At 62.4% G+C, this 24188-nt stretch carries 20 protein-coding genes; 3 read left to right on the forward strand and 17 right to left on the reverse strand.

What is annotated here, in order from left to right:
* Nucleotide 1 precedes the first annotated feature (1 nt).
* Nucleotides 2–274 carry a DUF2160 domain-containing protein gene (locus KGA89_RS09585; protein WP_003203757.1) on the forward strand — a complete coding sequence of 91 codons (273 nt, stop codon included), beginning with the start codon at nt 2–4 and terminating at the stop codon, nt 272–274.
* Between the two features lie 48 nt (nt 275–322).
* Entirely contained in the window at nt 323–2065 is a 1743-nt protein-coding gene (locus tag KGA89_RS09590) for an ABC transporter substrate-binding protein (RefSeq protein ID WP_003203755.1), read from the forward strand.
* A gap of 318 nt (nt 2066–2383) precedes the next feature.
* Here KGA89_RS09590 and KGA89_RS09595 read toward each other — a convergent pair whose 3' ends face one another.
* From KGA89_RS09595 to KGA89_RS09675, 17 genes are all read right to left on the reverse strand, one after another.
* Nucleotides 2384–3322, reverse strand: coding sequence for an alpha/beta hydrolase (locus KGA89_RS09595; RefSeq protein ID WP_263292957.1), 939 nt, complete (start codon nt 3320–3322; stop codon nt 2384–2386).
* A gap of 161 nt (nt 3323–3483) precedes the next feature.
* Nucleotides 3484–4242 (reverse strand): ChbG/HpnK family deacetylase, encoded by a 759-nt coding sequence (locus tag KGA89_RS09600; RefSeq protein WP_223471380.1) that lies wholly within the window; start codon nt 4240–4242, stop codon nt 3484–3486.
* Nucleotides 4214–5389, reverse strand: a complete 1176-nt coding sequence (locus KGA89_RS09605; protein ID WP_003203750.1) for a GNAT family N-acetyltransferase — start codon at nt 5387–5389, stop codon at nt 4214–4216. The genes KGA89_RS09600 and KGA89_RS09605 overlap by 29 nt, the downstream gene beginning before the upstream one ends.
* Nucleotides 5390–5394: 5 nt before the next feature.
* Nucleotides 5395–6084, reverse strand: a complete 690-nt coding sequence (locus tag KGA89_RS09610) for a GNAT family N-acetyltransferase (protein WP_003203748.1) — start codon at nt 6082–6084, stop codon at nt 5395–5397.
* Nucleotides 6081–8030: a hypothetical protein gene (locus KGA89_RS09615; protein WP_051003472.1), complete on the reverse strand. Its 1950-nt coding sequence runs from the start codon at nt 8028–8030 to the stop codon at nt 6081–6083. The genes KGA89_RS09610 and KGA89_RS09615 overlap by 4 nt, the downstream gene beginning before the upstream one ends.
* Nucleotides 8031–8143: 113 nt before the next feature.
* Nucleotides 8144–9448, reverse strand: coding sequence for a lipopolysaccharide biosynthesis protein (locus tag KGA89_RS09620; protein ID WP_013693803.1), 1305 nt, complete (start codon nt 9446–9448; stop codon nt 8144–8146).
* Nucleotides 9445–10449 (reverse strand): polysaccharide deacetylase family protein, encoded by a 1005-nt coding sequence (locus KGA89_RS09625; RefSeq protein ID WP_003203742.1) that lies wholly within the window; start codon nt 10447–10449, stop codon nt 9445–9447. Before KGA89_RS09625 ends, KGA89_RS09620 begins: the two co-directional genes overlap by 4 nt.
* 12 nt (nt 10450–10461) lie before the next feature.
* Nucleotides 10462–11598, reverse strand: a complete 1137-nt coding sequence (locus KGA89_RS09630; protein WP_003203741.1) for a glycosyltransferase family 2 protein — start codon at nt 11596–11598, stop codon at nt 10462–10464.
* Nucleotides 11591–12550 carry a glycosyltransferase gene (locus tag KGA89_RS09635; protein ID WP_003203738.1) on the reverse strand — a complete coding sequence of 320 codons (960 nt, stop codon included), beginning with the start codon at nt 12548–12550 and terminating at the stop codon, nt 11591–11593. Before KGA89_RS09635 ends, KGA89_RS09630 begins: the two co-directional genes overlap by 8 nt.
* On the reverse strand, nt 12547–13917 hold the full coding sequence (locus KGA89_RS09640) for an O-antigen ligase family protein (protein ID WP_003203736.1): 1371 nt from the start codon (nt 13915–13917) through the stop codon (nt 12547–12549). The genes KGA89_RS09635 and KGA89_RS09640 overlap by 4 nt, the downstream gene beginning before the upstream one ends.
* Nucleotides 13914–15017, reverse strand: coding sequence for a glycosyltransferase family 4 protein (locus tag KGA89_RS09645; protein WP_028236724.1), 1104 nt, complete (start codon nt 15015–15017; stop codon nt 13914–13916). The genes KGA89_RS09640 and KGA89_RS09645 overlap by 4 nt, the downstream gene beginning before the upstream one ends.
* The gene (locus KGA89_RS09650; RefSeq protein ID WP_223471382.1) at nt 15014–16606 is read right to left on the reverse strand and encodes a GumC family protein; all 1593 of its coding nucleotides are present in this window, start codon (nt 16604–16606) and stop codon (nt 15014–15016) included. The genes KGA89_RS09645 and KGA89_RS09650 overlap by 4 nt, the downstream gene beginning before the upstream one ends.
* Nucleotides 16607–16622: 16 nt before the next feature.
* Entirely contained in the window at nt 16623–17648 is a 1026-nt protein-coding gene (locus KGA89_RS09655; RefSeq protein ID WP_003203731.1) for a polysaccharide biosynthesis/export family protein, read from the reverse strand.
* Between the two features lie 20 nt (nt 17649–17668).
* The gene (locus KGA89_RS09660) at nt 17669–18313 is read right to left on the reverse strand and encodes a CpsD/CapB family tyrosine-protein kinase (RefSeq protein WP_003203727.1); all 645 of its coding nucleotides are present in this window, start codon (nt 18311–18313) and stop codon (nt 17669–17671) included.
* Nucleotides 18314–19060 (reverse strand): sugar transferase, encoded by a 747-nt coding sequence (locus KGA89_RS09665; protein WP_003203726.1) that lies wholly within the window; start codon nt 19058–19060, stop codon nt 18314–18316.
* Complete coding sequence (locus tag KGA89_RS09670) at nt 19047–20126, reverse strand: NAD-dependent epimerase (protein ID WP_223471383.1); 1080 nt, start codon at nt 20124–20126, stop codon at nt 19047–19049. The genes KGA89_RS09665 and KGA89_RS09670 overlap by 14 nt, the downstream gene beginning before the upstream one ends.
* Nucleotides 20123–21487, reverse strand: a complete 1365-nt coding sequence (locus KGA89_RS09675) for a UDP-glucose dehydrogenase family protein (protein WP_223471384.1) — start codon at nt 21485–21487, stop codon at nt 20123–20125. Before KGA89_RS09675 ends, KGA89_RS09670 begins: the two co-directional genes overlap by 4 nt.
* 375 nt (nt 21488–21862) lie before the next feature.
* On the opposite strand from KGA89_RS09675, the gene KGA89_RS09680 reads away from it, so the two are divergent.
* Complete coding sequence (locus KGA89_RS09680; protein WP_223471385.1) at nt 21863–23560, forward strand: sulfatase-like hydrolase/transferase; 1698 nt, start codon at nt 21863–21865, stop codon at nt 23558–23560.
* Nucleotides 23561–24188: the final 628 nt, after the last annotated feature.

A 24188-nucleotide genomic window follows, 5' to 3' on the forward strand; every position in this document is an offset into this window, starting at 1 on the left:
GATGGAATGGATGAATTGGACCGTCCCCACGGCGGTATTTTTCGGGGTTATCGCCTTGTTTCTGGCAGGCATGACCACCTGGGAGTTGCGTTCGCCGAGCATCCCTCGGCGTGGTTTCCTGCCGATTACCACGACCCGTGGCGATCGGTTGTTTATCGGTCTTCTCGGTAGCGCCTACCTGCACCTGCTGGTAATCGGCGCCACCGACTGGAGCATCTGGATAGCGTTCGCGTTGTCTTGGGTGTGGCTGTTGGCAGTGATGCGGTGGGGCTAGTCGCGAAGGTTCGCCGATCAGGCTCTTAAACCCAAACAGGAGGTCTCTATGTTCAATAAAAACAATAAGCTGCGACATAGCGTTTCATTGGCAGCCATGCTGGCACTCAGCGGGCTGAGTGCTGCGGCCTGGGCCGACGCCTATGAAGACGCCGCTAAAAAATGGATCGGCAGTGAATTCAAACCGTCGACCTTGACGCAAGACCAGCAGCTTGAAGAACTCAAATGGTTCATCAAGGCATCCGAGCCGTTTCGCGGCATGAAGATCAACGTGGTGTCGGAAACCCTCACCACTCACGAATACGAGTCCAAGGTACTGGCCAAGGCCTTTACCGAAATCACCGGGATCCAGTTGACCCACGACCTGCTGCAAGAAGGCGACGTGGTGGAGAAGATGCAGACGGTGATGCAGTCGGACAAGAATATCTATGACGGCTGGGTCAACGATTCGGACCTGATTGGTACGCACTTTCGCTACGGCAAGACCGAATCGATCACCGACCTGATGGCCAACGAAGGCAAGGCCTACACTTCGCCAACCCTGGACATCAAGGACTTCATCGGTATTTCCTTCACCACTGCGCCGGACGGCAAGATCTATCAGTTGCCCGACCAGCAATTCGCCAACTTGTACTGGTTCCGTGCCGACTGGTTCGAGCGTCCGGAGCTGAAGGCCAAGTTCAAGGAGAAATACGGCTACGAGCTGGGCGTACCAGTGAACTGGTCGGCCTATGAAGACATCGCCAAGTTCTTCTCCGAAGACGTCAAGGAAATCGACGGCAAGCGTATCTACGGTCACATGGACTACGGCAAGAAAGACCCCTCCCTGGGCTGGCGCTTCACCGATGCCTGGTTCTCCATGGCTGGCGGCGGCGACAAGGGCCTGCCCAACGGTCTGCCGGTGGACGAGTGGGGTATTCGCGTCGAAGACTGCCATCCGGTCGGCTCCAGCGTCACCCGTGGCGGCGATACCAACGGCCCTGCAGCGGTGTTCGCCACCACCAAGTACGTGGACTGGTTGAAGAAGTACGCGCCGCCGGAAGCGGCGGGCATGACCTTCTCCGAATCCGGCCCGGTACCGTCCCAAGGCAACATCGCCCAGCAGATTTTCTGGTACACCGCGTTTACCGCCGACATGACCAAGCCGGGCCTGCCGGTGGTGAACGCCGATGGCACGCCGAAATGGCGCATGGCACCTTCGCCACGTGGTCCGTATTGGGAGCAGGGCATGAAGCTGGGGTATCAGGACGTGGGTTCCTGGACATTCATGAAGTCCACGCCTGAGAAACAGAAACTCGCGGCCTGGCTCTATGCGCAGTTCGTGACGTCCAAGACCGTGTCGCTGAAGAAGACCATCGTTGGCCTGACGCCGATTCGTGAGTCGGACATCAACTCCCAGGCGATGACCGACCTGGCGCCGAAACTCGGTGGCCTGGTGGAGTTCTACCGCAGCCCGGCCCGCGTGCAATGGACCCCGACCGGGACCAACGTGCCGGACTATCCGCGCCTGGCGCAACTGTGGTGGAGCCACATCGCCGAAGCCGCCAGCGGCGAGAAGACCCCGCAGCAGGCCCTCGATGGCTTGGCCAAGGACCAGGATGCGATCATGACGCGCCTGGAACGCTCCAAGGCCCAAGCCACCTGCGCCCCGAAAATGAACCCCGAGCGCGACGCGCAATACTGGTTCGACCAACCGGGTGCACCGAAGCCGAAACTGGCGAACGAGAAGCCTAAAGGTGAAACCGTGAGCTACACCGAGCTGTTGAAATCGTGGGAGGCAGCACGCAAGTAAAGCCCCAAGCGTGAAAGCGAACGGCACCGAAAGGTGCCGTTTTTTTTGCGTGCGCTTGCACAGTTTTTCCGCGTCGCTCACAGACCTCGCGTACACCACAAATCCCTTGCTCGCGAAGGCGGTGGCACATTCAGCATTGATGCAAGCAGACCCACCGCTATCGCGAGCAAGCTCGGCTCCCACAGGTATCGGCAGTGAGCACTGATCCTGTAAACAACCAAAGAACTGTGTGGAGGGCGATCTGTGGGAGCAAAGCTTGCTCGCGATAGCGGTGTGACAGTCAATGAAGGTATTGGGTGTCAGCCGGGGACCTGTGCGTTAGCCGGCCTTGGCCGAGCTTACCTGGGGGCGTTCGGCCATGGGCGATGGCTTGTTTTTCATCAACGTGTCCAGCGCTTGCCGGTAGTTTTTGCCCGCCAGGCTCATGCTGTTGTTATGCGTCGCCCCCGGCACCAGCAGCAGGCGCTTGGGCTCCCGGGCGGCGTTGAACAGTTGCTCGCTGAAGCGCGGTGGTACGTAGCGATCGGCAGAGCCATGCACCACCAGCAGCGGCATGTTGATCTCGCCGATTTTGTCGATGGAGTCGAATTTCTGCGACAACAACCAGCGCACCGGCAGGGACGTATTCGCCATCGCGGTGGCGACATCGCCCAGGGAGGTGAACGTGGATTCGATGACCAGGCCTCGGACCTGGGCAGCGCCATTCTTCGCGGCCTCCTGGCCCAACTGCGCAGCGAGATCCACCGCGACGGCACCGCCCAGAGAATGACCGTAGATCAGTCGCAGGGCCGGGTCCGGTTGCAGTACCTTGAGACGCTCCCAGGCGATGCGCGCATCTTCATAGACGCTGGCTTCCGACGGCAGATCCCCATGGCTTTTGCCAAAGCCACGGTAATCGATAGCCAGCACCGAATAGCCCAGCGCCCTCAGTTGCTGGATACGAAACAACTGGCCGGTCAAATTCCAACGCACACCGTGCAAGTACAGGATGGCCGGCGCATTCTTGCGTTCGGCCGGCCACCACCAACCGTGGATATTTTCCCCGGCCTTGAAGTTCTTGGGCTTGAGATCGAATTCCTGCACGCCGCTGGGAAGCCCACTGAACCAGCTCGCGGTCCCCGGCTCGATGCGAAAGACCAGCTCGCGTTCCTTATGCTGCAGCACTGCACAGCCCACCGGCAGCCCGACCACCATTGCGCTCATGACAAGGAAGGCCAGCCAGCGCCGCCGAAGGCGAGAGAATAAAGGTAAAGGCATCGACGCAATTCGCTACTCGAAACTGAAGATGCCTTGTAGCAGATTCTCCGAAAGCGGCGCAGGGATTTCGGACGGCCGTGGCGAGGTAGCAAACGCCCTCGCCACAGGTATACACCGCGTCCCTGTCAGTGCACATCCCCATACTCAACCAGCGTCAATACCTACGCGGTCCGGCCGTACGCGACCTTGGGCACGCCCGCCAGGCGCTTGTTCAGTACTTGGGTCAACGACTCGCCTGGCCTCAGGCTGGCATCGCCAAAATCCTCGTCCAGTTGCATCGGATGCACGATGACCTCAAGCGAGCCATATGCCGGTGGCGCGGCGTAGTCCAGGTCGGCCGGGGTGCAAACGTAGTCCGCTGTCGCACCGCACAGGCTGCGAATGCGCCGGTTGAACAGGGTTTTGAAGATACGCTTGGGCGGGGTCAAGTTCGCCCCCAGGTTGCGCGCCAGGCGCATGGGCACGCCTTGCCTGGCGGCGAAGCGGGCCACCAGTTCGCCGATGGGCCAGATGTTGTGCACATGTTGATGGGAGTCGAGATGGCTGGGACGCAGGCCGCGGTCCAGGCAGTGTTGCCATTGCGCCTGCAGTTCATCTTCCACTGCCGCCAGATCCTTTGAACCCAGGCGCAGGCAATAACGCGACAGGTTCAGGTCGAACTGGCCATTGGCGTCGCAAAAAACCGGGCGCGAGGTGATCGCCTGGCCCAGCGGCGGGCCGTAGCTGAGGTTGAAATGCAGGCCAACGTGGCCGTTGAGCAGCGGTTGCCGGGCCATTTCACACGCCTGCTCGAAACCCGGCATGTTGGCCATGGCCGTGGCCGAACTGATCACGCCGGTCTCGAAGGCCCGCAGGATCAGCGCGTTCTCACTGAGGCTGAGCCCGAAGTCGTCAGCGTTGACGATCACTTGACGCGGCATCTGTCTTCTCCTGGTTTTTAGGGGGGGACGATGCCGTCGTCGCGGTCGGTTTGCTTCGGCGTTTGCCAAACCATGGCTTCAAGCTTTTCCAGAGTCGCAAGGCAAATCCCAGAAGCAAACCACCGGGCTGCCATGAATAGAAACTCCAGCGCCAGTGTTCCAGTTGGCCGGTCATGCGTTCGTGTAACTGATGGCTGGAGTTCTCCAGGCTGACCCGTGATGCGTCGATCCAGCGCCAGTTTTCGTCCAGCCCCCAGCGAATCCACTCCTCGAGCAACACCCGGCCGCTGCCCAGGTCGGCATGCTGCGGCAGGAACGCCAGGTTGTAGTCGTACAGCCGCCCCTGGTCCAGCAGGCCGAGGCGATAGCTGATGCATTCGCCGTTCAGCTCCAGCATCACCACCCGCACCAGGCCTTGGGCGGCGAGGGCGGTGAAGGCGAGGTTCATCCATTGCCGGCGCCCGGGGTCGGCGAAGATGCCGACGCCTTCCTCGCCTTTCCAACTGGCCGCCTCGACATCGGCGAGGGTCCGCAACAGCTGGCCCATGCTGATGGCGTCCGGTTTCACCCGGAGGATCTCGGCACCGCAGGCAGCGATCCGCTTGCGGGCCCGGCGCAACTTGTAGCGTGGGTCGCCAGAGATTTCCTGATGGTCATTGTCGCTGATCAAATGCACTGGCACCCGGCAACTCAGGCGGCGCTCTCCGGTGGAACTCAGCGCCATCCAGGCGCTGAGGACGCTTTGCTCACCGACCGGCTCGATCACTTCATTCAATTGCAGCAGTGCGTGGGGCAAGTGCTGACGGATCTGCGTCAGCGCCTGCCCCATGCCTTCGGCGTCCAGGCGCACCATCAAGGCGATGCGGTCGGCCAATGGATAACCCAAGTGACGCAACACCCGGAACCGCAGCCCGCCGATACGCTCACGCCCCGATACCAAGGGCAGGCACAGGCACAGTGTCTGGTCTTGCCAGCCCAGCAACACGTGCAGCTGCTGGTCCGGCAGCAGGGCGAATTCCGCCGCTTGCAGCCAAGCCAGGGTGTTGAAGGGCGTAGCGTCGGGCACCTGGGTTCGCAGCTGTTCATAAGCTGTCATGGGAAAGTCCTCGGCGCCCAGGGAGCGACACCATTGGAACCGGATCGCCATGGGGGTCAGGCCGCCGCAGTCGAAGCAACCGGCTGGGCCGGTTTACGAAAGGCGTCCAATGCCGAGCCGTTGTAAAGCGTGTCGTGGAAAAAACGCCAGCGACCGAACAGTCGATACATGTGGGTGATCTTGCCGCGCTCCTGGAAGCCCATGCGCAGGTGCATCTTGATCGCCGGGATGTTTTGCAAGTCGCAGACATCGACCATCGTGCTGCAACCTTTGTCCGCCATGACTTTCCACATCTCCAGCTGCATGTCCGCCGATATACTGGAGCCCCAGTATTTACGAATCGCCTCGCCACCGAACTGAAAGTACTCGCCAGGCTTGATCGGGAAGTTGCATTGGTAGAAATGGCGGTCGAAATAGTCTCGCGTACTGCCCCAGGCAAACCCCACGGTGTCGCCTTGATCATCCAGGTACATCAAGCCTGTGTAGCCTTCGGCGGCCAGTTCGCGCATGGTTTTGACGCGGTCGCCGAAATACCGGGCAAAAGCGTCGGCATTGCTGACCGTGATGAACTCCAGGCGCATCGGCGGGTAGGCCTTGAGGTTATGCGGGGGCAGTGGAGTGCGCACATCGTGTTCCAGCCACACCAGTTTCGAGTGGAGAAACACGTAGCGTCTGAGCAGCTGTTTGAAGACGGCGCGCAGGCCTTTTTTCTGAATGCGGTCACGCAATTTCTGCAGAACGTTCATGGTGCCTCCTGACGGGTGGCGGGTTGGGGGGAAACGGGAGCGGTCCAGCTCAGGGCAAACAGGGTTTCTCCTGGCAGGAGAAAGCGGATCTGCCCGGCCTCGCAGTTGAACGGGGCGCTGAGGCTATGGTTGTCGGGGCCGAAATACACCAGCTCGGCTTTCGCCTGGGGGCAGGGCACGCCGTCCAGGCTGACCTGTTGCGGGCGGGTGCTTTTGTTCACGCCCAGCAGGCCGCGTCTTGCGTCGGTGGCCATGGCCAGCACGTCGACTTCAAAGGCGTCGTTGTCCAGGCGCAACACCTGTTCGAGCCAATGCTGTTGGATGAATTGCTGGGCCAGCCCCACCGGCTTGAGTTCCAAGCGCTGGTTGTCCAGCACTCGCACCATGCCTTTTGGGTACTCCGGTTCGTCGGCGGACTGGAACCAGTTGAGCATGTCCAGCCAACCGTCCGCCGAGGCATTGATCACCACGGACGTCCACCACAGGGCGGCGTAATGGGTTTCCTGGTCGTAGGGGCTCAGGCTCGAGCCGCTGGACATGTTGGTCTGATCCAGCAACAAGGCCTTGCGCGGCCGGCCGTTACTGTCCAGGCCCACCAGGTCGGCGGCGCGGCGCACGCTGTTGCGATAGACCCGGGTCGCCAGCAGGTCGCGGATCATCCATTCGTGCCAGGCCAGGGCGTCGATCTGGTCACTGGACTCGGCCAGCAAGCGTCGCGCCCAGTCGATCCCGCGTCGATCAGCGGCGTTTTCCGCCAGGGGACCATTGGTGAACCGGGAGCTGGCCGGTATGGCAATGCGCACCCCGGCGCGGGTGTTGGCGGGGTCGGCGCGAACCTGGCTGGCCATGCTCTTGAACACCTGCTGGAAGCTGGCGAAGTCCGGGTAGTTGAGGTTCGGCTCATCGGCGAAACTGAGGTAGTGGAGGCCTTTGCCGTCCATGGCGCGAGTCGACTTGAGCCAGGCCTGCAAGCCGCTGGTGCTGACGCGATCGGCCTGCAGGTCGGCCTTGCGTGCGCTACCGGCCAGCAGGGTGATGTCCCGGGTAATGCCGAAGCGGTCCTGGTACAGGCGCCGGAACCTATCTTCGTGGTCCGGCTTGGCAGCGGTGACGTCGACAAAACTGTAATAAGTGGCGGCCTGGGGCTTGAGGGTATCGATTACCGGGTAGGCAGAGGGCGGGGGCATGGCGTAGGGCAGGGAAATGCCCAGTTTCGGGGTTGTTCCCAGGACGTCGCCATAGAGTTTCAGGTGAGCCTGCCCCGGGTCCTGGCGCAGCGGCTGCAGGTGCTCAGCGGTCTGGGCGAACAGGTTCGCCGTGCCGTCCAGCCAGAACGCTGCCTTGCCGTTGCCCTGCAACTGCAAACGCCAGGTTTGCTCGACGTTGGCAACGGGCAGGGCGACCTGATCGAACTGCCAATAGGCCGGGTATGGCTTGAGGTTCAGCTGCACCTGTTTGCCATCGGTCACGCGCCGGGCTTGCAGGCTGCGCACACCGCCGTGGAACTTGCCTGCCAGCACGGCTTGTTCACCGGGGGCGACCTTGAAGTACAACTCATCGCCGTCATGGGTTTCAGCGCTGAAATGCACCTTGGCCGGGGCGAACATCGCTTGGGTACGGGCGTCGTGCTCGACGGTGTAGCGGCGGAAACTGTAGCCGGGAATTTCCAGTCGATAACTGGCGGCTCCCGGCAGCAAGGGCCACTGCTGCTCGCCACGTTCCTGGGTCGCCTTGATCAAGCGCTCACCCACCAGGCGCCCCTGGCCGTTGAGCAGGTACAGGTGTTCTGAATTGGCGTTGGCCTGCCAGGCCGGGACCCAGCGCACGGTCACGTAATCCGGGCGGTCGGTCTGCAGGTACAGGCTGCCGTCGCGGATGCCGGTCCATTGCATCGCCGCGCCCTGGGCCAAGAAGGCCAGGCTCCAGAGGCACAGGCCAGCAGCCATTTTCCACCAACGCTGCCAAACCGCCATCGCGAGCAAGCCCGCTCCCACAGGGCAATCAGCAACCCCTGTGGGAGCGAGCTTGCTCGCGATGGCGGTTTGGCAGGCAACCACACTCATGCCGATTTCCCCAACAGCATCCGGCGCATCGGCAGCAAGTCGCTGGGCAGGATGATCAGTGTCTGCCACAGCGCCACGCCGCTGAGGCGGCAGTACATGGCCAGCAGCGCCACGGTCACGCCCAGGTAGGCGATTGAAGACGCGGCGGCGGCCCCGACGATGCCGTAGCGGGGAATCAGGATCAGGTTCAGCGCCAGGTTCAGAACTGCGCCCACGCCCATCAACAGCGAAACCGTGCCGGGGCGGTTCTTGCCCAGCAGATCCAGGCGCAGGATGCTCGCGTAGCACAGCCCGAACAGCCCCGGCAGTAGCGCCAGCAAGGCGGGATACGCCGGCTGGTAGGCGGCGCCAAACAAGGTAACGATCAACCATTGACCGATCAGCGCCATACTCAGGCAGGCGCCGAGCATCACCGTGGCGGTCAGGCGCAGGGCCAGGGGCGTCAGGCGCTGCATGTCGCTGTCCTGTTGCAACAGGCGTTTCATCAGCGGCGTGGTGACAGCTTCGGGCACGATCAGCAGCAGTTCGGCGGCGGCGCTGGCCATGGCGTAGTGACCCAGGGCCGTGCTGCCCAGCAGGGCACCGATGAACAGGAAGTCCGAGCGCAGCAGCACTTGCTGGAACAGCAGGTCCGGGTGGCTGCGGGCACCGTAGCGCAACAATTCGTTCTGACCGGTGCGATCCCAGCGCAGGGTGACCACATGATCGCGGCGCAACCACACCCAACCGGCCAGCACCACCAGGCTCAAGCCGGCCAGCCAACTGATCAGCGCCGCTTCCAGGGCGGCGTCTTTCCACATCCAGAACAGTGCAACGAACAGCAGCAGGGGCGCCAGGGATTCCATCAGGCGCAAGGCATTGAAGGCGCCCACTCCGCCGCAAGCATTGTGCATCGTCAGCAGACCGCTCTTGAGCACGGTCAACGGCACGGCCAGCAACAGCAACCAGGCGAGCAATCCCAATTGCGTGGCGATGTCCAGTTCGCCGCCGAACTCGCGCACCAGCGCCACCACCAGCAAGGTTAACAAGCCAGCCAACAGGCAGCCGAAGACCAGCACCTGGCTGAGCAGCAGACCCATCGAGCGCTGCTGCGCCGCCTGATAACCCACGGCGGAATTCAGGCCACCGCTGGTGGCGGCGCTGATCAGGTCCGGCAGGGTGCTGAGCAAGGCGAACAGCCCGCGTTCACTGGGTCCGAGAATCCGCGCCAGCAGCACATTGCGCAGCAGGCGCAGGCCGATCATCGCCAGGCGCGTGCCCATGCTCAGTGCCAGGTGCTTGAGGTAATGAGCGCGGCTCATGGGCGTGTTCCTCGGCGAATGCGCCAGGCCAGTAATTCAGGGTGGTGGGCGTTGCTCTGGCTGACGCCGAAACGCGGCAGGTTCAGCGGGTCACCGTCGTTGCGATACAGCCCCGCCTCGGTGCCGAGGGCGAAGGCAAAACCGTGGGCCGCCACCTGTTGGCGTACCCGGGCATCGTGATCGCCGTTGGGGTAGCAATACACCGGCAAAGGATGGGCGCAGCCGTTTTCCAGGGCGATCCAGCTGCGCGTCAGTTCTTCGTGCAGGCGCTGGTCATCCAGCCCGGTCAGGATCGCGTGGCTGGCGCCATGGGGGCCGAAGCGGACCAGCCCGGAATCTTCGAGCATGCGTACCTGGGGCCAGTCCAGGGCCTGGGGCTGGGAACCCTGCGGGCAGGCGTCGGTGAGGTCGCTCAATGTGTGTGCATCGAGACTCTTGAGACTCTGCAGGTAATGCAGCAGCGCCAGGCTGCGGCGCTCGTCGTCGATGTCATCGAGCAGCACCGGCAACGGTCGGCCGACGTGCTGCAAATGCTCGATCAATGAGCGCCGTGCCACCTGGCCATGGCTGCCCCAGAGGGTTTCACCGATGCTTTCCCACCAGAAGTGCTGGCGACTGCCGATGAAATCGGTGGAGAGGAAAATACTCGCTGGCACCTGGTATTGGCGCAGCAACGGAAAGGCATTCATGGCGTTGTCGCGCCAACCGTCGTCGAAAGTCAGGGCGACCCGCGGGCGGTTCGGAACGCTCTCAGGGTCGGCCAGCAACAAGCTCATCAGCGGCACGCACTCGAAATGCCGTAGCAGCCAGATCAGCAGATGTTCAAACGCTTCGGGCCCCACGCACAGCTCGTTGCGATGGGGCAGTTCGGCGGCACGGTCGTTGTTCAGCACGCGATGGAGCATCAGGATCACGCCGGCGCCACGCAGGGGATGGCGCCCCAGGGACGTGTTCAGGTACAGCCAGCCGCCGGTGCGCTTGAAGACTTGTTTGATCGACATCGGCCGTACTCCTTAGCGATTCTGCTCGGGGTTCCACTGGCTATAGCGCTGGCCCCGCAGGAACTGCCAGAGCCCGATGCTCATGCCCGCCAGCGTCACCAGCACGAATGCGGCCAGGCGAAAGGGCCGGGGCAGGCGGTGGCGCGCGTCCATCAAGCCGATCAGTGCCATGGCGTAGCCGAGCAATTGCGCCACCAGGCTCAGGCGATAGAACGGATGGTCGTTCCACAGCCAGGCATTGCTCAGCAAGAGCGGCAGCAGCAACACCGGCGCCAGGCGGCGGATCAACTTGTGGCTGATCAACCCAATGGCGTAGAGCCCATGGCGCAGCGGGTTGAGCAGTTCCCGGCGCTGAGCCAGGCTCTGCAGTCCGCCGACGGTGACCCGCTGGCGACGGCGAAACTGCTTGTCGGCTTCGTCCACACCCTGGTCGGTCACCCGGGCCATGGGGGCATAGACGATGGACTTGCCGGCGGCTGGCGCGCAGGTGCTGAGGAAAAAGTCATCGTTGACCTGGGCCGGTATCGGTTGGAACAGCACCCGGCGCAGGGCCAACAGCGCACCGTCGGCCGAGACCATGCAACCGGTGCGACTCTCCACCCGACGCAACCAGCCTTCGTAATGGCGATACAGGCTGTCGCCCAGGCTCAGGCCCTTGCCCGGCACCGGGATTTCCATGTGCCCGGCACAGGCACCGACTTCCGGATCGCCCAAGGGTGCCAACAGATGGCTGAGAGTGTCGCTGGCCCATTGGTTATCGGCGTCGGTGAACACCAGGATTTCGCCGCTGCTGTGGGCGACACCGGTATTGAGGGCGGCGGCCTTGCCCTGGCGCGGCAGGTCGAGCACGGTGATGCGCGGGTCGATCACCTTGCGTGCGCAGGCCACCGTGTCGTCGGTGGAGCCGTCGCTGGCGAGGATGATTCGCAATGAATGGGCCCGATAATCCTGGGCCAGCAAGGTGCGCAATTTTTCCTCGATGTGCCGCGCCTCGTTGTGGGCGGCAATGACGATGCTCACGTCCATCGGAAACGCCTTGCCGTAGCGCCGCATCGGAAACAGCGGCGCCAGCAGGCTCAACATCAAGGGATAACCGAGGTAGGCGTACACCGGCAGCAACAGGCACGACCAGTAAATGAATTCAGCCACGGGCAGGTCTCCTGGCATTCCAATGACACAGATTGAGCAGCAGTGCGGCGCCGGTCAGGTGCAGGCGCACCCCGTGCAAGGCCCACAATTGCAAGGTCAGGCGCGGATCACGCCGGCTCTGGCGCAGGCTCAGGAACAAGGGTGGCAGGGTGGTGACCAGCAACAACGTCAGCGCCAGGTGCAATTGCCCCTGGAGCAACGCGAGCACCGCCAGCAGGTCCAAGCCCCAGGCGCCAATGGACAGCGCCGGGAAGCGCAGCAGGCGCAGGCTCGGGCCATGGCTGCGGAGCAATTGCAGATGGCTGCCCTGGCGCCACAGTTCCTTGCTCATCCACTCGCGCCAACTGCCTTCGTAGCCCCAGTGCAGGGCGACGCTTTCGTTGACCAGCAGCAATTGCGCGTCGGCCTGGCGCAGGCGCAAGGAGAAGTCCTTGTCTTCGCCGGTGCGCAGGGTTTCGTCGAAGCCTGCGACCCGTTCGAACCAGCTGCGACGCATCAACAGGTTGGCACTGGGCAGCCACTGCACCCGATGCAGGAGGCGTGACCCCGGACGTTGGCTGCGGCGCTGCCAGGCTTCGGCGAACCACGGCGCCTGCCGGGGCGTGTCGAGGTCCAGGCCGAGTACGTCGCCCTGGTGGCCTTCGAGTTCCAGCAACAGCTTGAGCCAGTCGGCCGGCATCTCGATGTCGGCATCGATGAACGCCAGCCAGTCACCCTGGGCGACGGCAGCACCGCGGTTGCGCAGGGCGCCGATGTGCACGCCTGGCACGATCAACACCCGTGCCCCCAACTCGTTGGCAATGCGCGGGCCATGGTCGTCGGAGCCGTTGTCCACCACGATCAACTCACATGCCAGGCCTGCCTGGCGGGCGGCTTCCTGCGCTGCGTGCAGCGTACGGCCGATGTGTCGGGCCTCGTTGTACATCGGGATCACAATACTGACGCAGCTCATGGACGAGCCTCCTGCGGCGCGGCCTGCTCGGCGTCGTAGCGCAACACACTGGTGAGGGCGAGCATGATCCACAGCAACTTGTGGTTCGGCGCACTGAGGAACATCAGGAACAACGCCAGCGAGAGGAAACTCATGCCCAGGTGCGTCAGCAGGTCCGCTTGCGCCCAGTCCCGGCGTTGCAGCCAGAGCCGACGGGCGTGCAGCAGGTTATACAGGCCAAGGCCGATCATGCCGACGAACATCAGCCCGCCCGGGACGCCGATTTCGCTGAAGATTTCCAGGTAGGTGTTATGGGCCCGGCGATACAGGTCCCCCAGCTTGCGGTTGGCCGAGAACGCCTTGGCATAGCCGGTGGGTGCGTAGTGCAGCGGAAAGGTCCCGGGGCCTGAGCCGAGTATCGGGTTTTCGCGGATCATCTGGCTGCCGACGACGATGTACGAGGCGCGGCGGCCGAGGGATTCATCCTGGTGGGCGCTGGCGCCGGCGCTGAGGATGCTCAACGACTGGATGCGCGCGACATAGCCGGCCGGCATCACGGCGATCGCCAGGGGGATGATGAGCGCCAGCCCGAGCATGGCGAAGCCCAGGTGCCGTGGGCGGATGCGCGGCAGCTGCGCGCGGTAGTGATACAGCCCGATCATCAGGCTGAGCATCAACACCACCAGCCCCGAGCGCGATTCGGTCTTGGTCATGCCGCCCAGCAGCAGGATGAAACAGCCGCCCCAGAACAACCGGTGCAGCAAGCTCGGGCCGCGCACCACCAGCAGCAACGCCAGCGGCACGGTAAAGGCAATCAGCAGGGCGAAAGTGTTCGGGTCTTCCAGCAGGCCGGACGCGCGGCCCTGGTCCTGGTACTTGGCCGAGAACATCGCCAATACGCAGGTGGTGGTGACGCTCAAGGTCACCAGGCGGCAGAACAGGTCCAGGTTCAATTCACGACCGATCAGCAGGGTGATTACAAACAGAATCAACCCCACCCCCAGTTCGCGAAAATGGGTCATGGACAGGCCCATGTTTTCCGACAACATCAGGCTCAGGCCATAGAGCACCATGAAACCGATCAGCGGCCGCCAGATATTGCTGCGCAGGCGTGTCCCGGGAATCTGGTGCACCGCCAGTTGCAACATCAGGATCATGATCAACGCCAGGCCAAGGAATTTGCTGCCGGAAAAGGCGTTGTCCTTGAACAGGCCTTCGAACGGCACCAGTGCGGCAATGCCCAGCAAACCCCACCCGGGCTTGCGGTACAGCACGGCGACGCCGACCAGGCCGAGCACAGCGCCCGGTGCCAGGAACGGATAAGGGCTGGCCAGCAGCGCCAGGCATACAAGGCCCAGCAGGCTGACGATCGAGAGCGGGACAATCATGAGCGAGCCTCCCGTGCCGTGCGGATGTAAAGCTGCGACCAGCGTTCGGCCAGCGTGCGCAGGTCGTAGCGGTCCCGTTGGGTGCGGCGTGCGTTATCGGCCAGGATCCGCGCCAGGGGCGGTTCGCTGAACAGCGTTTCGATCTGCGCCGCCAGTTCCGCGCTGTTGGCCGGTGCCGCGAGCAGGCCGTTATGACGGTCCTGCAACACGTCGGGAATGCCGCCGACGCCGAACGCCACCACTGGCACGCCGGCTTGCATGGCTTCGAGCAGAATCATCGGGGTGCCTTCGGTGCGCGAGCTGATCACCAAGGCGTCGAGGCGACTCCACCAGGCGTTCATGTCGGTCTGGTAGCCCGGCAATTCGATGCGCGTGGGCAGTCCGGCGTCGGTGATGCGCTTGAGCAGTGCCTGGCGTTCCGGGCCGTCGCCGAGCATCACCGCGTGCAGCGATGCATGCTTCTGGCACAGCGGGATCATGGCGTCGAGGAACAGGTCCGGACCTTTCTCGCTGCTCAAGCGGCCGACGTAGCCGACCCGCCAGCGTTGCTTGTCAGAGCGGTGGGCCAGTGGCGTGCTGGCCGCTGGCAGGCCATTGGGGATGACGTCGAGTTTTTCCGCCCGCACGCTGGCCCGGCGATGCAGCGTGGCAATGCTCTCGGCCACGCAGACGACCCGCTTGACCGAGGCGGTGCGGCACAGTTGCAGGCTCAGCCAGGTATAGAAACGCTGCTTGGGGCTCCTTGGGGTGAAGCCATGCTGGGTAATCACCAGCGGCAGGCCCAGCAACGTGGCGGCGGACCAGCCGAACAACAGCCCCTTGAAGTTGTGGGTGTTGATCAGCGGCCGGTCGTCCCGGCGCTGGCGCAGGTGCTGCAACAACTCGGCCCAACTGGCGCAATGACGGCAATCGACCCCGGCCTGGCGAAAACGCGTGATCAAGGTCGGTGGCGCCGCCAGGAACAGCACCTGGTGCTGCCCGGGTGTCGCCAGGCAATGATCGAGCAGCATCCGCTCGGCCCCATAGAAGCCGCCGCTGTCGAGCAGATGAATGATCGACAGGGGGCTGCTGTGGCGGGGCGGGCCGAACGGCGCGTTCAATTTCGCACCCAATGGACAAGGCTGGGCAGGCTCCAGTTGCGGTGCGGGTTGACCTTGTCGGGGGACTGCTCGTTGATCACCAACAGCACCGGCACATCCAGTTGCTGGGTGATTTGCGCTGGATGCTTGAAGCGATGGTCGAAGAACTCACGCACATAGACCAGGGCAATCGCCAGCAGCAGGCCGCTGAACATGCCGAAGGCAATGATCAGCATCGGCTTGGGAAAGGCCGGGGCGGTTGGTTCGAACGGCGGGCTCAGGACCCGGGCGTTGGACAGGTCGTTGTCCAGCGAACGCGCGGTGCTGGCTTCGGCGAACCGCTGGGCATAGGTGGAGAACGCCGCATGCAGGGCGTTGATCTCGGTGTCCATCTGCCGCAGCTTGCTCTGGGTTTCCTGCAATTGATGGATACGCTGCTTGAAGGCGGCGATGCGTTCGATCTTCTGGTTGATCACCGAGCTGACGACGGCCAGGTCGGTGGTGCGTTCCTGGATCCGGTTGTTCACCACCTTCAGGAACTGCTGGCGCGTGCGGACGATCTGTTCCCGGGCCAGCAGCATCGGTTCGCTGCCGGGCTGGAAGATCGCCAGGTCATTCATGTAGCGGCTGACCTGGCTGGTCAGTTGCTCGCCCAGCTGCCTGATTTCCCGGTCTTCGAAGGCAATGTTGTCCACGGTGGTGGTGAAGGTGAACGGGAAGGTGTAGTCGTTGAACCGCGAGCTGTTCGCCGCCGCGAGACTGGTCTTGAGGTAATCGAGCCAGCGTTGGCTTTGCAGCAGGCGATCCTGGTACAGGTTCAGGGCCTGCTCTTCGGTATTGATGGCGTTCAGGCGGAAGGTGACTTCTTCCTTGGGATCGGACGAGCCGATGTTTTCAAGCAGCCCCAGCCGGTTGCCTTCCAGGCCGTCGAGACGGGTCTGGTATTGGGCTTTCTTCTGCTCATAGAACGTCTGTGGCAGTTCGATCGATTGCAGGTCCTGGCGGCCGGTGAGGTAGTTCTGCAGCAGTTGCGCCACGAACCGGGTGCCCTGGGCCGGGTCGCCGAAACTGTAGACGATGGAGATGACGTTGGAGCCGGGCAGGGTCTCGATCTTCAGGTTTTCGATGGCCTCGTCGGTCAGCGTATCGAGCACGGTGTCGCGCACCGGATCGACCTCCAGCCCCAGGCCATCGCGCAACGGGTTGATGACGTACTCGCGCAGGGGCTGGGTGATGTAACGCTTGAAGGGATCGCTCACCCACTTGTTGAAGATGCCCGGGCTGGGCGTGTATTCGCCCTGGTCGCGCAGGGTGCTGATGGTCTGCCGGATCAACGCCGGCGAGCGCAGGATATTGCTCTCGGTTTCCATGTCCGCCAGGGACGGCGGGATGAAGGTGGCGTTTTCCTGGTTCAGCGATGTGGTGGCGTCGCCCTGGGAGAGTTTTTTCGACTGGACAATCACCTGGGCGGTGATATCGAAGCTCTGCTTGAGCATCAACGGCAGCACCAGGGCGATCACGGCGAAAATCAGGAAGATACGCTTCACCCACTGCTTGTTGGCGAAGAAGATCCTGAAGAACTCATGCAGATAGTTTTCCTTGGGGTTCATGTCAGGTCACCTGGGGTCAGTTGCTGTTGCTGCCTTTGTTGTCGACGCGGTAGCCGAAGCTGAACCCCACGCCCTGGAACAGCACTACGTCGGCCAGTTGTCTGGCCAGTTCGCCGGCGCTGGCTAGCTTGGTCTTGGGCACGAAAAGCATGTCTTCCGGTTGCAGGTAGGCGATCTGCGAGGCGTCACCGCTCAGGGCTTTTTCCACGTCATAGTGGCGGGCTTCGACCAGGTTGCCGTTGCGTCGCATGATCACCACCGAGTCGAGCCGGGCCTTGACGTTCGTGCCGCGGGCCAGCGTCAGGGCTTCGAGCACCGAGATCGGCCGGCGGATCGGATAGGAACCGGGCTGGGCCACTTCCCCGAGGACGTAGATCTCGTTGCCGGCGGTGGACTTGAGCAGCACATCGACGGTCATGTGGCCTGGCAACTGGGCGTAGCGCTCGTTGAGGAAGGTCTCCAACTGGTTGACCGTCATGCCTTGCAGCGGCACGGAACCGATTTCCGGGAAGCTGGCGTAACCATCCCTGCCCACGGTGATTTCCCGGCTCATGCCGGTGCCCGGGTGGGTCAAGGTGTTGCGCAAGTTGGTCTCGCCGGACAGCGGACTGGTCACCAGCACCGTCAATTGGTTGCGATTGGGCTGGAACAGCATTTTCTGGTCATAGGCACGCTGCACCGCCAGGCGGGCTTCGTCGGTGGTCAGGCCGGCGACTTTCACCGAGGTGTTGGCCCCAGGCAGTTCGATAGTGCCGTCGGGCATCACCTGTTGCGTACCGTTGAGCTGGCTGGCGGCCGTGAAGTTCAGGGCAACCTGGTCACCGGCCTGCACGCGATAGGCTTGGGAGCCGGTGGTGCTGATGTGGAAAATCACATCCAGCACGTCCTGGGGCCGCAGGGTCTGTTCGACCTTGGGCATGTCGGTGGCCTGGGCGTTGGCCGGCGGGGCCGTGAGGATCTGCACCGGCATCGAGCGGGTATCGGTATTGCTGGAGCAACCGGCAAGCGGCAGCAACAGCAGGACAAGCATTCTGGCGTTCATCTCGTCATCCTTTTGCAGGCTTACAGGTTGTTGTAGAGCCACTTGGGCATGTAGTACTTGCGGCGATTGAACACGCTGCCCACCACTTTCGCGCCGGCCTGGGACAGGCGCTGGCGGGCGGCCTGGGCCACTTCCCAGCGAGTGTCTTCACCGCGCACCACCAGCACCACGCCGTCGACCTGGGTGCTGAGCACCAGCGTGTCGCTGGCCGAATACACTGCGTCGGCGTCGATCACCACAAAGCGGTATTGCGCCGCCAGTTGCCTGAACAGTGGGCGCAGTCGCTCGGGGCTCAAGCGTTCGGCATTGCGACCCAGGCGCCCATGGGGCAACACGTCGAAGGGCAGGCTGGACGCCTGCACCACGCAGTCCTGCAACAGGGGCGGGGCGAGGCTGTTGAACAGCAGGTCGGTAAAACCGCGCTCCTTGTGCAACGACAGTTGCTGGCTGAGGTTGCGCGGTGACTGGCTGGCATCCACCAGCAGTACGCGACCGTTGCTCATCTGCGCCAGTTGAGCAGCCAGCGCCATCGCGCTGGTGCTGGTTCCGGTGCCGGTGTTGGCGGCCGTCAAAAGCAGGATCCGCAGGGAAGGGTCGAGCACGGTCGAGGTCAGGTTGGTCTCGCTCGGGCTTGCTATGGTCAGGATATTGGTTGAACCGTCCATTTAACTCGCTCCGTGGCCGCTGAAAACTTTGAAGGGGGTAATCATCAGGATCTTCAAATCCAGCCACAGGCTTTGTTCAGCGATATAGCTGAGGTCCAATTCCACACGCTGGTCGAAGTCGATATTGCTGCGCCCGGAGATCTGCCAAAGGCCGGTCATACCGGGATAGATGCTCAGGCGCACAAGATGGTTGTCCTTGTAGCGATAGGCGTTGAACGAGGTCGGCCGCGGGCCCACCAGGCGCATGTCGCCGGTCACTACATTGATCAGGTTCGGCAGTTCGTCGAGGCTGCTGCGTCGCAGGAACCGGCCGATGGGCGTGATGCGCGGATCGTTGTCGATCTTGAAGTCGATGGCATCGGCGCCGTGTTTGTTGAGGTGGCGCAGCGACTCCTTGAGAGCCTCGGCGTCGGCAACCATGGTGCGGAACTTGTACATGCCGAAGACTCGGCCGCGATAACCGGTGCGCTTCTGCACGAACAGCACGGGACCGGGGCTGGAAAACTTGATCAGCAGCGCCAGGCCCAGCAGCAGTGGGCAGAGCATCAGCAGGATCGCCAGGGCGCCGAGGCAGGCCACTACGCGGTTGGTGCGCGAGACGGTCCAGGGCCGACCACCGTCGCGACCGGTCAACCAACCTCGGCCCTGACGGTGGATGGCCGCGTCCAGGCGCCTGCGGTGGTCGGGATCGACACGCTTGTCGCGTCCGGGGGCGTTGATCTCGATGACTTGCTCATGTCGGGTCATGGATTCCTCCGCTGAGGTTGGGCCGCAAGCGGTCAGTCGCGAGCGGTGCGTGGGCAGGCCGTGCGTAGTAATCGAGGAACCACTGGATGAAGCGGCCCAGGCCTTCGTCCAGTTCGATACGCGGCTTGAAACCGGTGGCCCGTGCCAGGTCGCTGGCATCGGCGCAGGTGTTGAGCACATCCCCCGCTTGCAGGGGCAGTAGTTCGATGCGGGCGGTTTGTCCCAGGTGCTTTTCCAGCAGTGCGACATAGCTGCGCAGCGCCACCGGGTGCTGCCCGCCGATGTTGTAGATCCGCCAGGGCGCACGGCTGGTGGCCGGGTCCGGTTGTTCGTGATCCAACAGGGGGGTGACCTGGGGCGCACGGTCGATCAGGCGGGCGATGCTTTCGACGATGTCGTCGATGTAGGTGAAATCGCGTTGGTGCTCGCCATGATTGAACAACTGCAGCACACGGTCTTCGACGATGGCGCGGGCAAACTGGATCGGCGACATGTCCGGGCGGCCCCAAGGGCCGTACACCGTGAAAAACCGCAGGCCGGTGCAGGGAATGCCGAACAGGTGGCTGTAGCTGTGGGCCATCAGTTCGTTGGCTTTTTTGCTGGCTGCGTACAGCGACAGCGGATGGTCGACGTTGTCCTGCACCGAATAAGGCGTGCGCGGGTTGGCGCCGTATACCGAGCTTGAGGAGGCGTAGATCAGGTGCTTGACCGGATAGCGACGGCAGTTCTCCAGGATGTTCAGGAACCCGGTGATGTTGCTGTCTACATAGGCCTGCGGGTTTTCCAGGGAGTAGCGCACGCCGGCCTGGGCGGCGAGGTGAATCACTACGTCCGGGCGCCGGGTCTGGAACAGTTCATCGATGGCCGGCGCGTCGACCAGGTCGATCCGCGCCAGGGGAAACGCGCCGGCCTGCTCGTTTACCCAGGTCACACGGTCGTGCTTGAGCTGCGGGTCGTAGTAGTCGTTGAAATTGTCCAGCCCGCACACCCGATGGCCGTCGCGCAGCAGTCGCAGCACGACGTGGGCGCCGATGAAACCGGCCGCGCCGGTGACCAGGATGTTCATGCTTGTGACCCGGGCAGCGGGGTGCCCGGCACGGTGTGCCGCAGCCCGATACCGCGATACAGCAGCCCGGCGGCGGCCAGGTGTTCGGGGTTGTACAGGTTGCGGCCATCGATGATCACCCGGGCGCGCAGCTTGCTGGCCAGCAGGTCGAAGTCCACCACGCGAAAATTTTTCCACTCGGTGCAGATCACCAGGGCGTCGGCGTCTTCCAGGGTGTCGTCGCGGGTGGCGCACAGGTTCAGGTCCTTGCGATAGCCGTAGAGGCGCCGGCATTCGGACATGGCTTCCGGGTCATAGGCGTGGACCCGGGCGCCTTCGCGCCACAGTGCTTCCATCAGGTAGCGGCTGGGGGCTTCGCGCATGTCATCGGTGTTGGGCTTGAATGCCAGGCCCCAGATGGCAATCGATTTGCCGGCCAGGCCATCCTGGAATTGCGTCGCCAGTTTCTCGAAGAGGATGTGCCGCTGGCTGTCGTTGACATCGGTGACGCTGCGCAACAAGCGCAGTGGCATGCCGCTTTGTTCGGCGGTGTGGAGCAAGGCCCGCAGGTCCTTGGGAAAGCACGAGCCGCCAAAACCGCAGCCGGGGTAGATGAAGTGGTAACCGATGCGTGGGTCCGAACCGATGCCTTTGCGCACTGCTTCGATGTCGGCGCCCAGCCGTTCGGTGAGGTTGGCCAGTTCGTTCATGAAGCTGATGCGGGTGGCGAGCATGGCATTGGCGGCGTACTTGGTCAGTTCGGCGCTGCGGTTGTCCATGAACATCAGTTTTTCGTGGTTGCGGCAAAAGGGCGCGTAGAGCTCCGTCATCTGGTCGCGGGCCAGCGGGTCGGCGGTGCCGACGATGATCCGGTCGGGGCGCATGCAATCGGCAAGCGCACTGCCTTCCTTGAGAAACTCGGGGTTGGACACCACCCGCACGTTCAACTGCTTCAGGCCCCGCCGCGCCAACGCCTGGCGGGCGCATTCGGCCACCTTGTCGGCCGTGCCCACCGGCACTGTGGACTTGATGACCAGGGTGCGGTCGCTGTCCATGAAATCGGCGATTTGCTTGGTGACGGCCAGCACATGGCTCAGGTCTGCCGAGCCGTCTTCATCGGCGGGGGTGCCGACGGCGATGAAAATCAGTTCGCCATGGTTGACCGCGTCGCTGGCCTGGGAACTGAACGACAAGCGTCCGGACTTGATGTTGTCTTCGAGCAAGCTGGACAACCCCGGCTCGCTGATGGTGGGTACGGCTTGTTGCAGTTGCTGGATTTTTTTCGGGTCGATGTCGATGCACAGAACGCGGTGTCCGACGTCGGCCATTGCGGCCGCCTGGATCAACCCTACGTACCCCGTACCAAATACGCTCACGTCCATTTTTGGCGCGCCTCGTAAACCGGTTGATGTAACTCGGATGAAACTGTTTAGAGGGGTATAGCGCAGCTTCAGAAAAGCGTGTCAGCAAAATGACAGTTGTCAGTGTTGGCAATTCAAGTGAAATCGGGCCTTTTGATATCAAGTCCTTGACTGTCTTAGTAAAGTGGCTGTTTTATTGGGCTTAACGGGAATTTGACAAAGCGATAAACGGTAGTAATCCATAGTTTTTTACATTTTGTGACGGGTTTTCGTGTCATTTTTGGGGTAACTTTTTTTTGACGCGTGGTGCGGTGAAGCATTTCTTGCGCTTTGAAAAACGGCTGCTAACGTGCAGGAACGAAGTGCTTTTGACACGGTGATCTGGTCGAGGAAAACATGGTCCGCTACCTCAAGGAATTGCTGCTGGTTCTGTACCTGCTCAAGGGATACGACTATTACCTCGACCGTCTCAACGCGTTGGGCCTGGGGTTCGCAACGTTGCTGTTCGGCGCCATGTTCGCGGTACTGGTGCTGGCGCTGTGGATGACTGCCTACATACGCCAGACCCTGGTGAGGCATGTGTTTGCCTTGGCGATGTTTGTTTCAGCAGTGTTTTTCGAGGTGTACACCCGGGTCACGGACAGTTACCTGACCTATAGCCAGTTCGTTTCGCTGGTGTACTCGGGGGGATTTATCCAGGAGGCGGCTTATCAGTACCGCGAGGTGATTGTCAGCGCGGTGATCAGCGGCTTGCTGCTGTTGTTCGGTATCGCGCTCAAGCCTCGGCGGTCGGTGCGATTGCCCGGTTATCTGCCGATAGCGGCGCCGGTGCTGGGCGTGTTGTTGCTCAGTGGCGTGTTGTTCCTGCGGGCGGGCGAGGGTGCGCGCGGCCTGCCGGTGATGTACACGCCGTTGGCCTATTTGAATCTGTTTGCCTACGAGTCCTTGCACAACACCATTGGCCCTCGGGAGCCGGTCACCCTGGTGCGACGGTCGTCTTCGATCGAGCAGGATATCGTGCTGATCATCGATGAAAGCGTTGGCGGCAATTACCTGGATATCAACGCGCCATTCGGCGTGCACACCGGCCTGAAGACGCCGCCCGAGGGCGTGGATATCTTCAATTTCGGCTATGCGGCCTCCATCGCCAATTGCAGCGCCGACACCAATGTCACCCTGCGCTATGGCGGCACGCGCGCCGACTACATGCGCATCAACAGCACCCGGCCGTCGATCTGGCAATATGCCAAAAAGGCTGGTTTGCGTACCGTCTACATCGACGCCCAGCGCACTGGCGGCTACCTGCAGAACCTGATGACCGAGCTGGAAAAACAGGACATCGACGAATTCGTCCAATTCGACCATACCAGCGTGCGCGACCGCGACATGGCGGCTGCGGCGAAGTTGATCGAACTGCTGGGCGACGACCAGGCTGAACTGGTGGTGATCAACAAGGTGGGGGCGCATTTCCCGGTACACGACAAATACCCCGACGACTTCATGACCTACCGTCCGGCCTTGCCGCGAGGGCAGTTCCAGGAAGTGGCGGACACGGGCAGCCGCGATGGCTTCAACGGCCAGAAAGATGACTGGTTGCTGTACCGCAACGCTTACCAGAACACCCTGCTGTGGAACGTCGGCGAGTTCTTCAAGCGAATCTTCCAGCAGGGCGATTTGAGCCATGCCGTGTTGATCTACACCTCCGACCACGGCCAGGACCTGCACGAGCGCGGCAACCCCGGGCTCAACACCCATTGCGGCGGTGACCCGGTGGCGGAGGAGGGGTTAGTGCCGTTGGTGGTGATCCAGGGCTCACAGTTGCATGCCCTGGATTGGCGCCGAGCCTGGGCACAGAACAAAGACCGCTCCAGCCACTACAACATCTTCCCGACGCTGTTGCAGTTGATGGGGTACGACCCGGCCGGGGTTGAATCGGCCTACGGGAAATCCCTGAGCCAACCGACCGATGATGATTTCACTTTCAACTATCGCTTCAATGCGCGGTTGGGGGCGAAACCGGCTTGGAAACACATCGACTTGGGCGACATCGTGACACCGCAGTCCGGCCAGGTTGAGATGGCGGTGGGGCATTGACTGGCGCTGAGCTCTTGTTGATTGAGTACATATCCATTGCCGCGGTAACGGCCACTTAGGGTTTCGCCCTTACGGCAACTCACTTTTTTTCAGACGCCAAAAAAAGTAAGCAAAAAAGGCTTGCCCCACCACTCGGCACCTCGCTTAGGCTCGGTGTGCCCTCACTCCGGCATTGCTCCGTGGGCCGCCGCGAAGGGCCATCCATGGCCCAGCGCGGCTAACCCGGCATCCATGCCGGGTTGCCCACTGCGCAATGCCTGCGTTCGGCCAGCGTGGTTAACGGGGCGTCCAGATCAAGATCCAAAGCAAGAGCAAGAGCGGGCACATGCCGGCATCTATGTGGCTGAACCACCGCTATCGCGAGCAAGCTCGCTCCCACATTGGGTCTTCAGAAGCCACAAACTTTATGTACACCGCAGCCCCTTGTGGGAGCGGGCTTGCCCGCGATGAGGCCGGCATATCCAACATCTTCATCGACTGTGACACCGCCTTCGCGAGCAGGCTCGCTTGTATGTTTAGACTTGAAGGGGTGGGCGGGACTAAAAGCTCGATTCCGACTCTAGCCAGTACGGACCGTGGGAGACTTCTCGTCCCGCCCTTTCTACCCAAAGCGCCAATAAGGAATTCA

It is taken from the genome of Pseudomonas sp. A-RE-22 (genome assembly GCF_019956035.1).
GTDB classification, from domain to species: Bacteria; Pseudomonadota; Gammaproteobacteria; order Pseudomonadales; family Pseudomonadaceae; genus Aquipseudomonas; species Aquipseudomonas brassicacearum.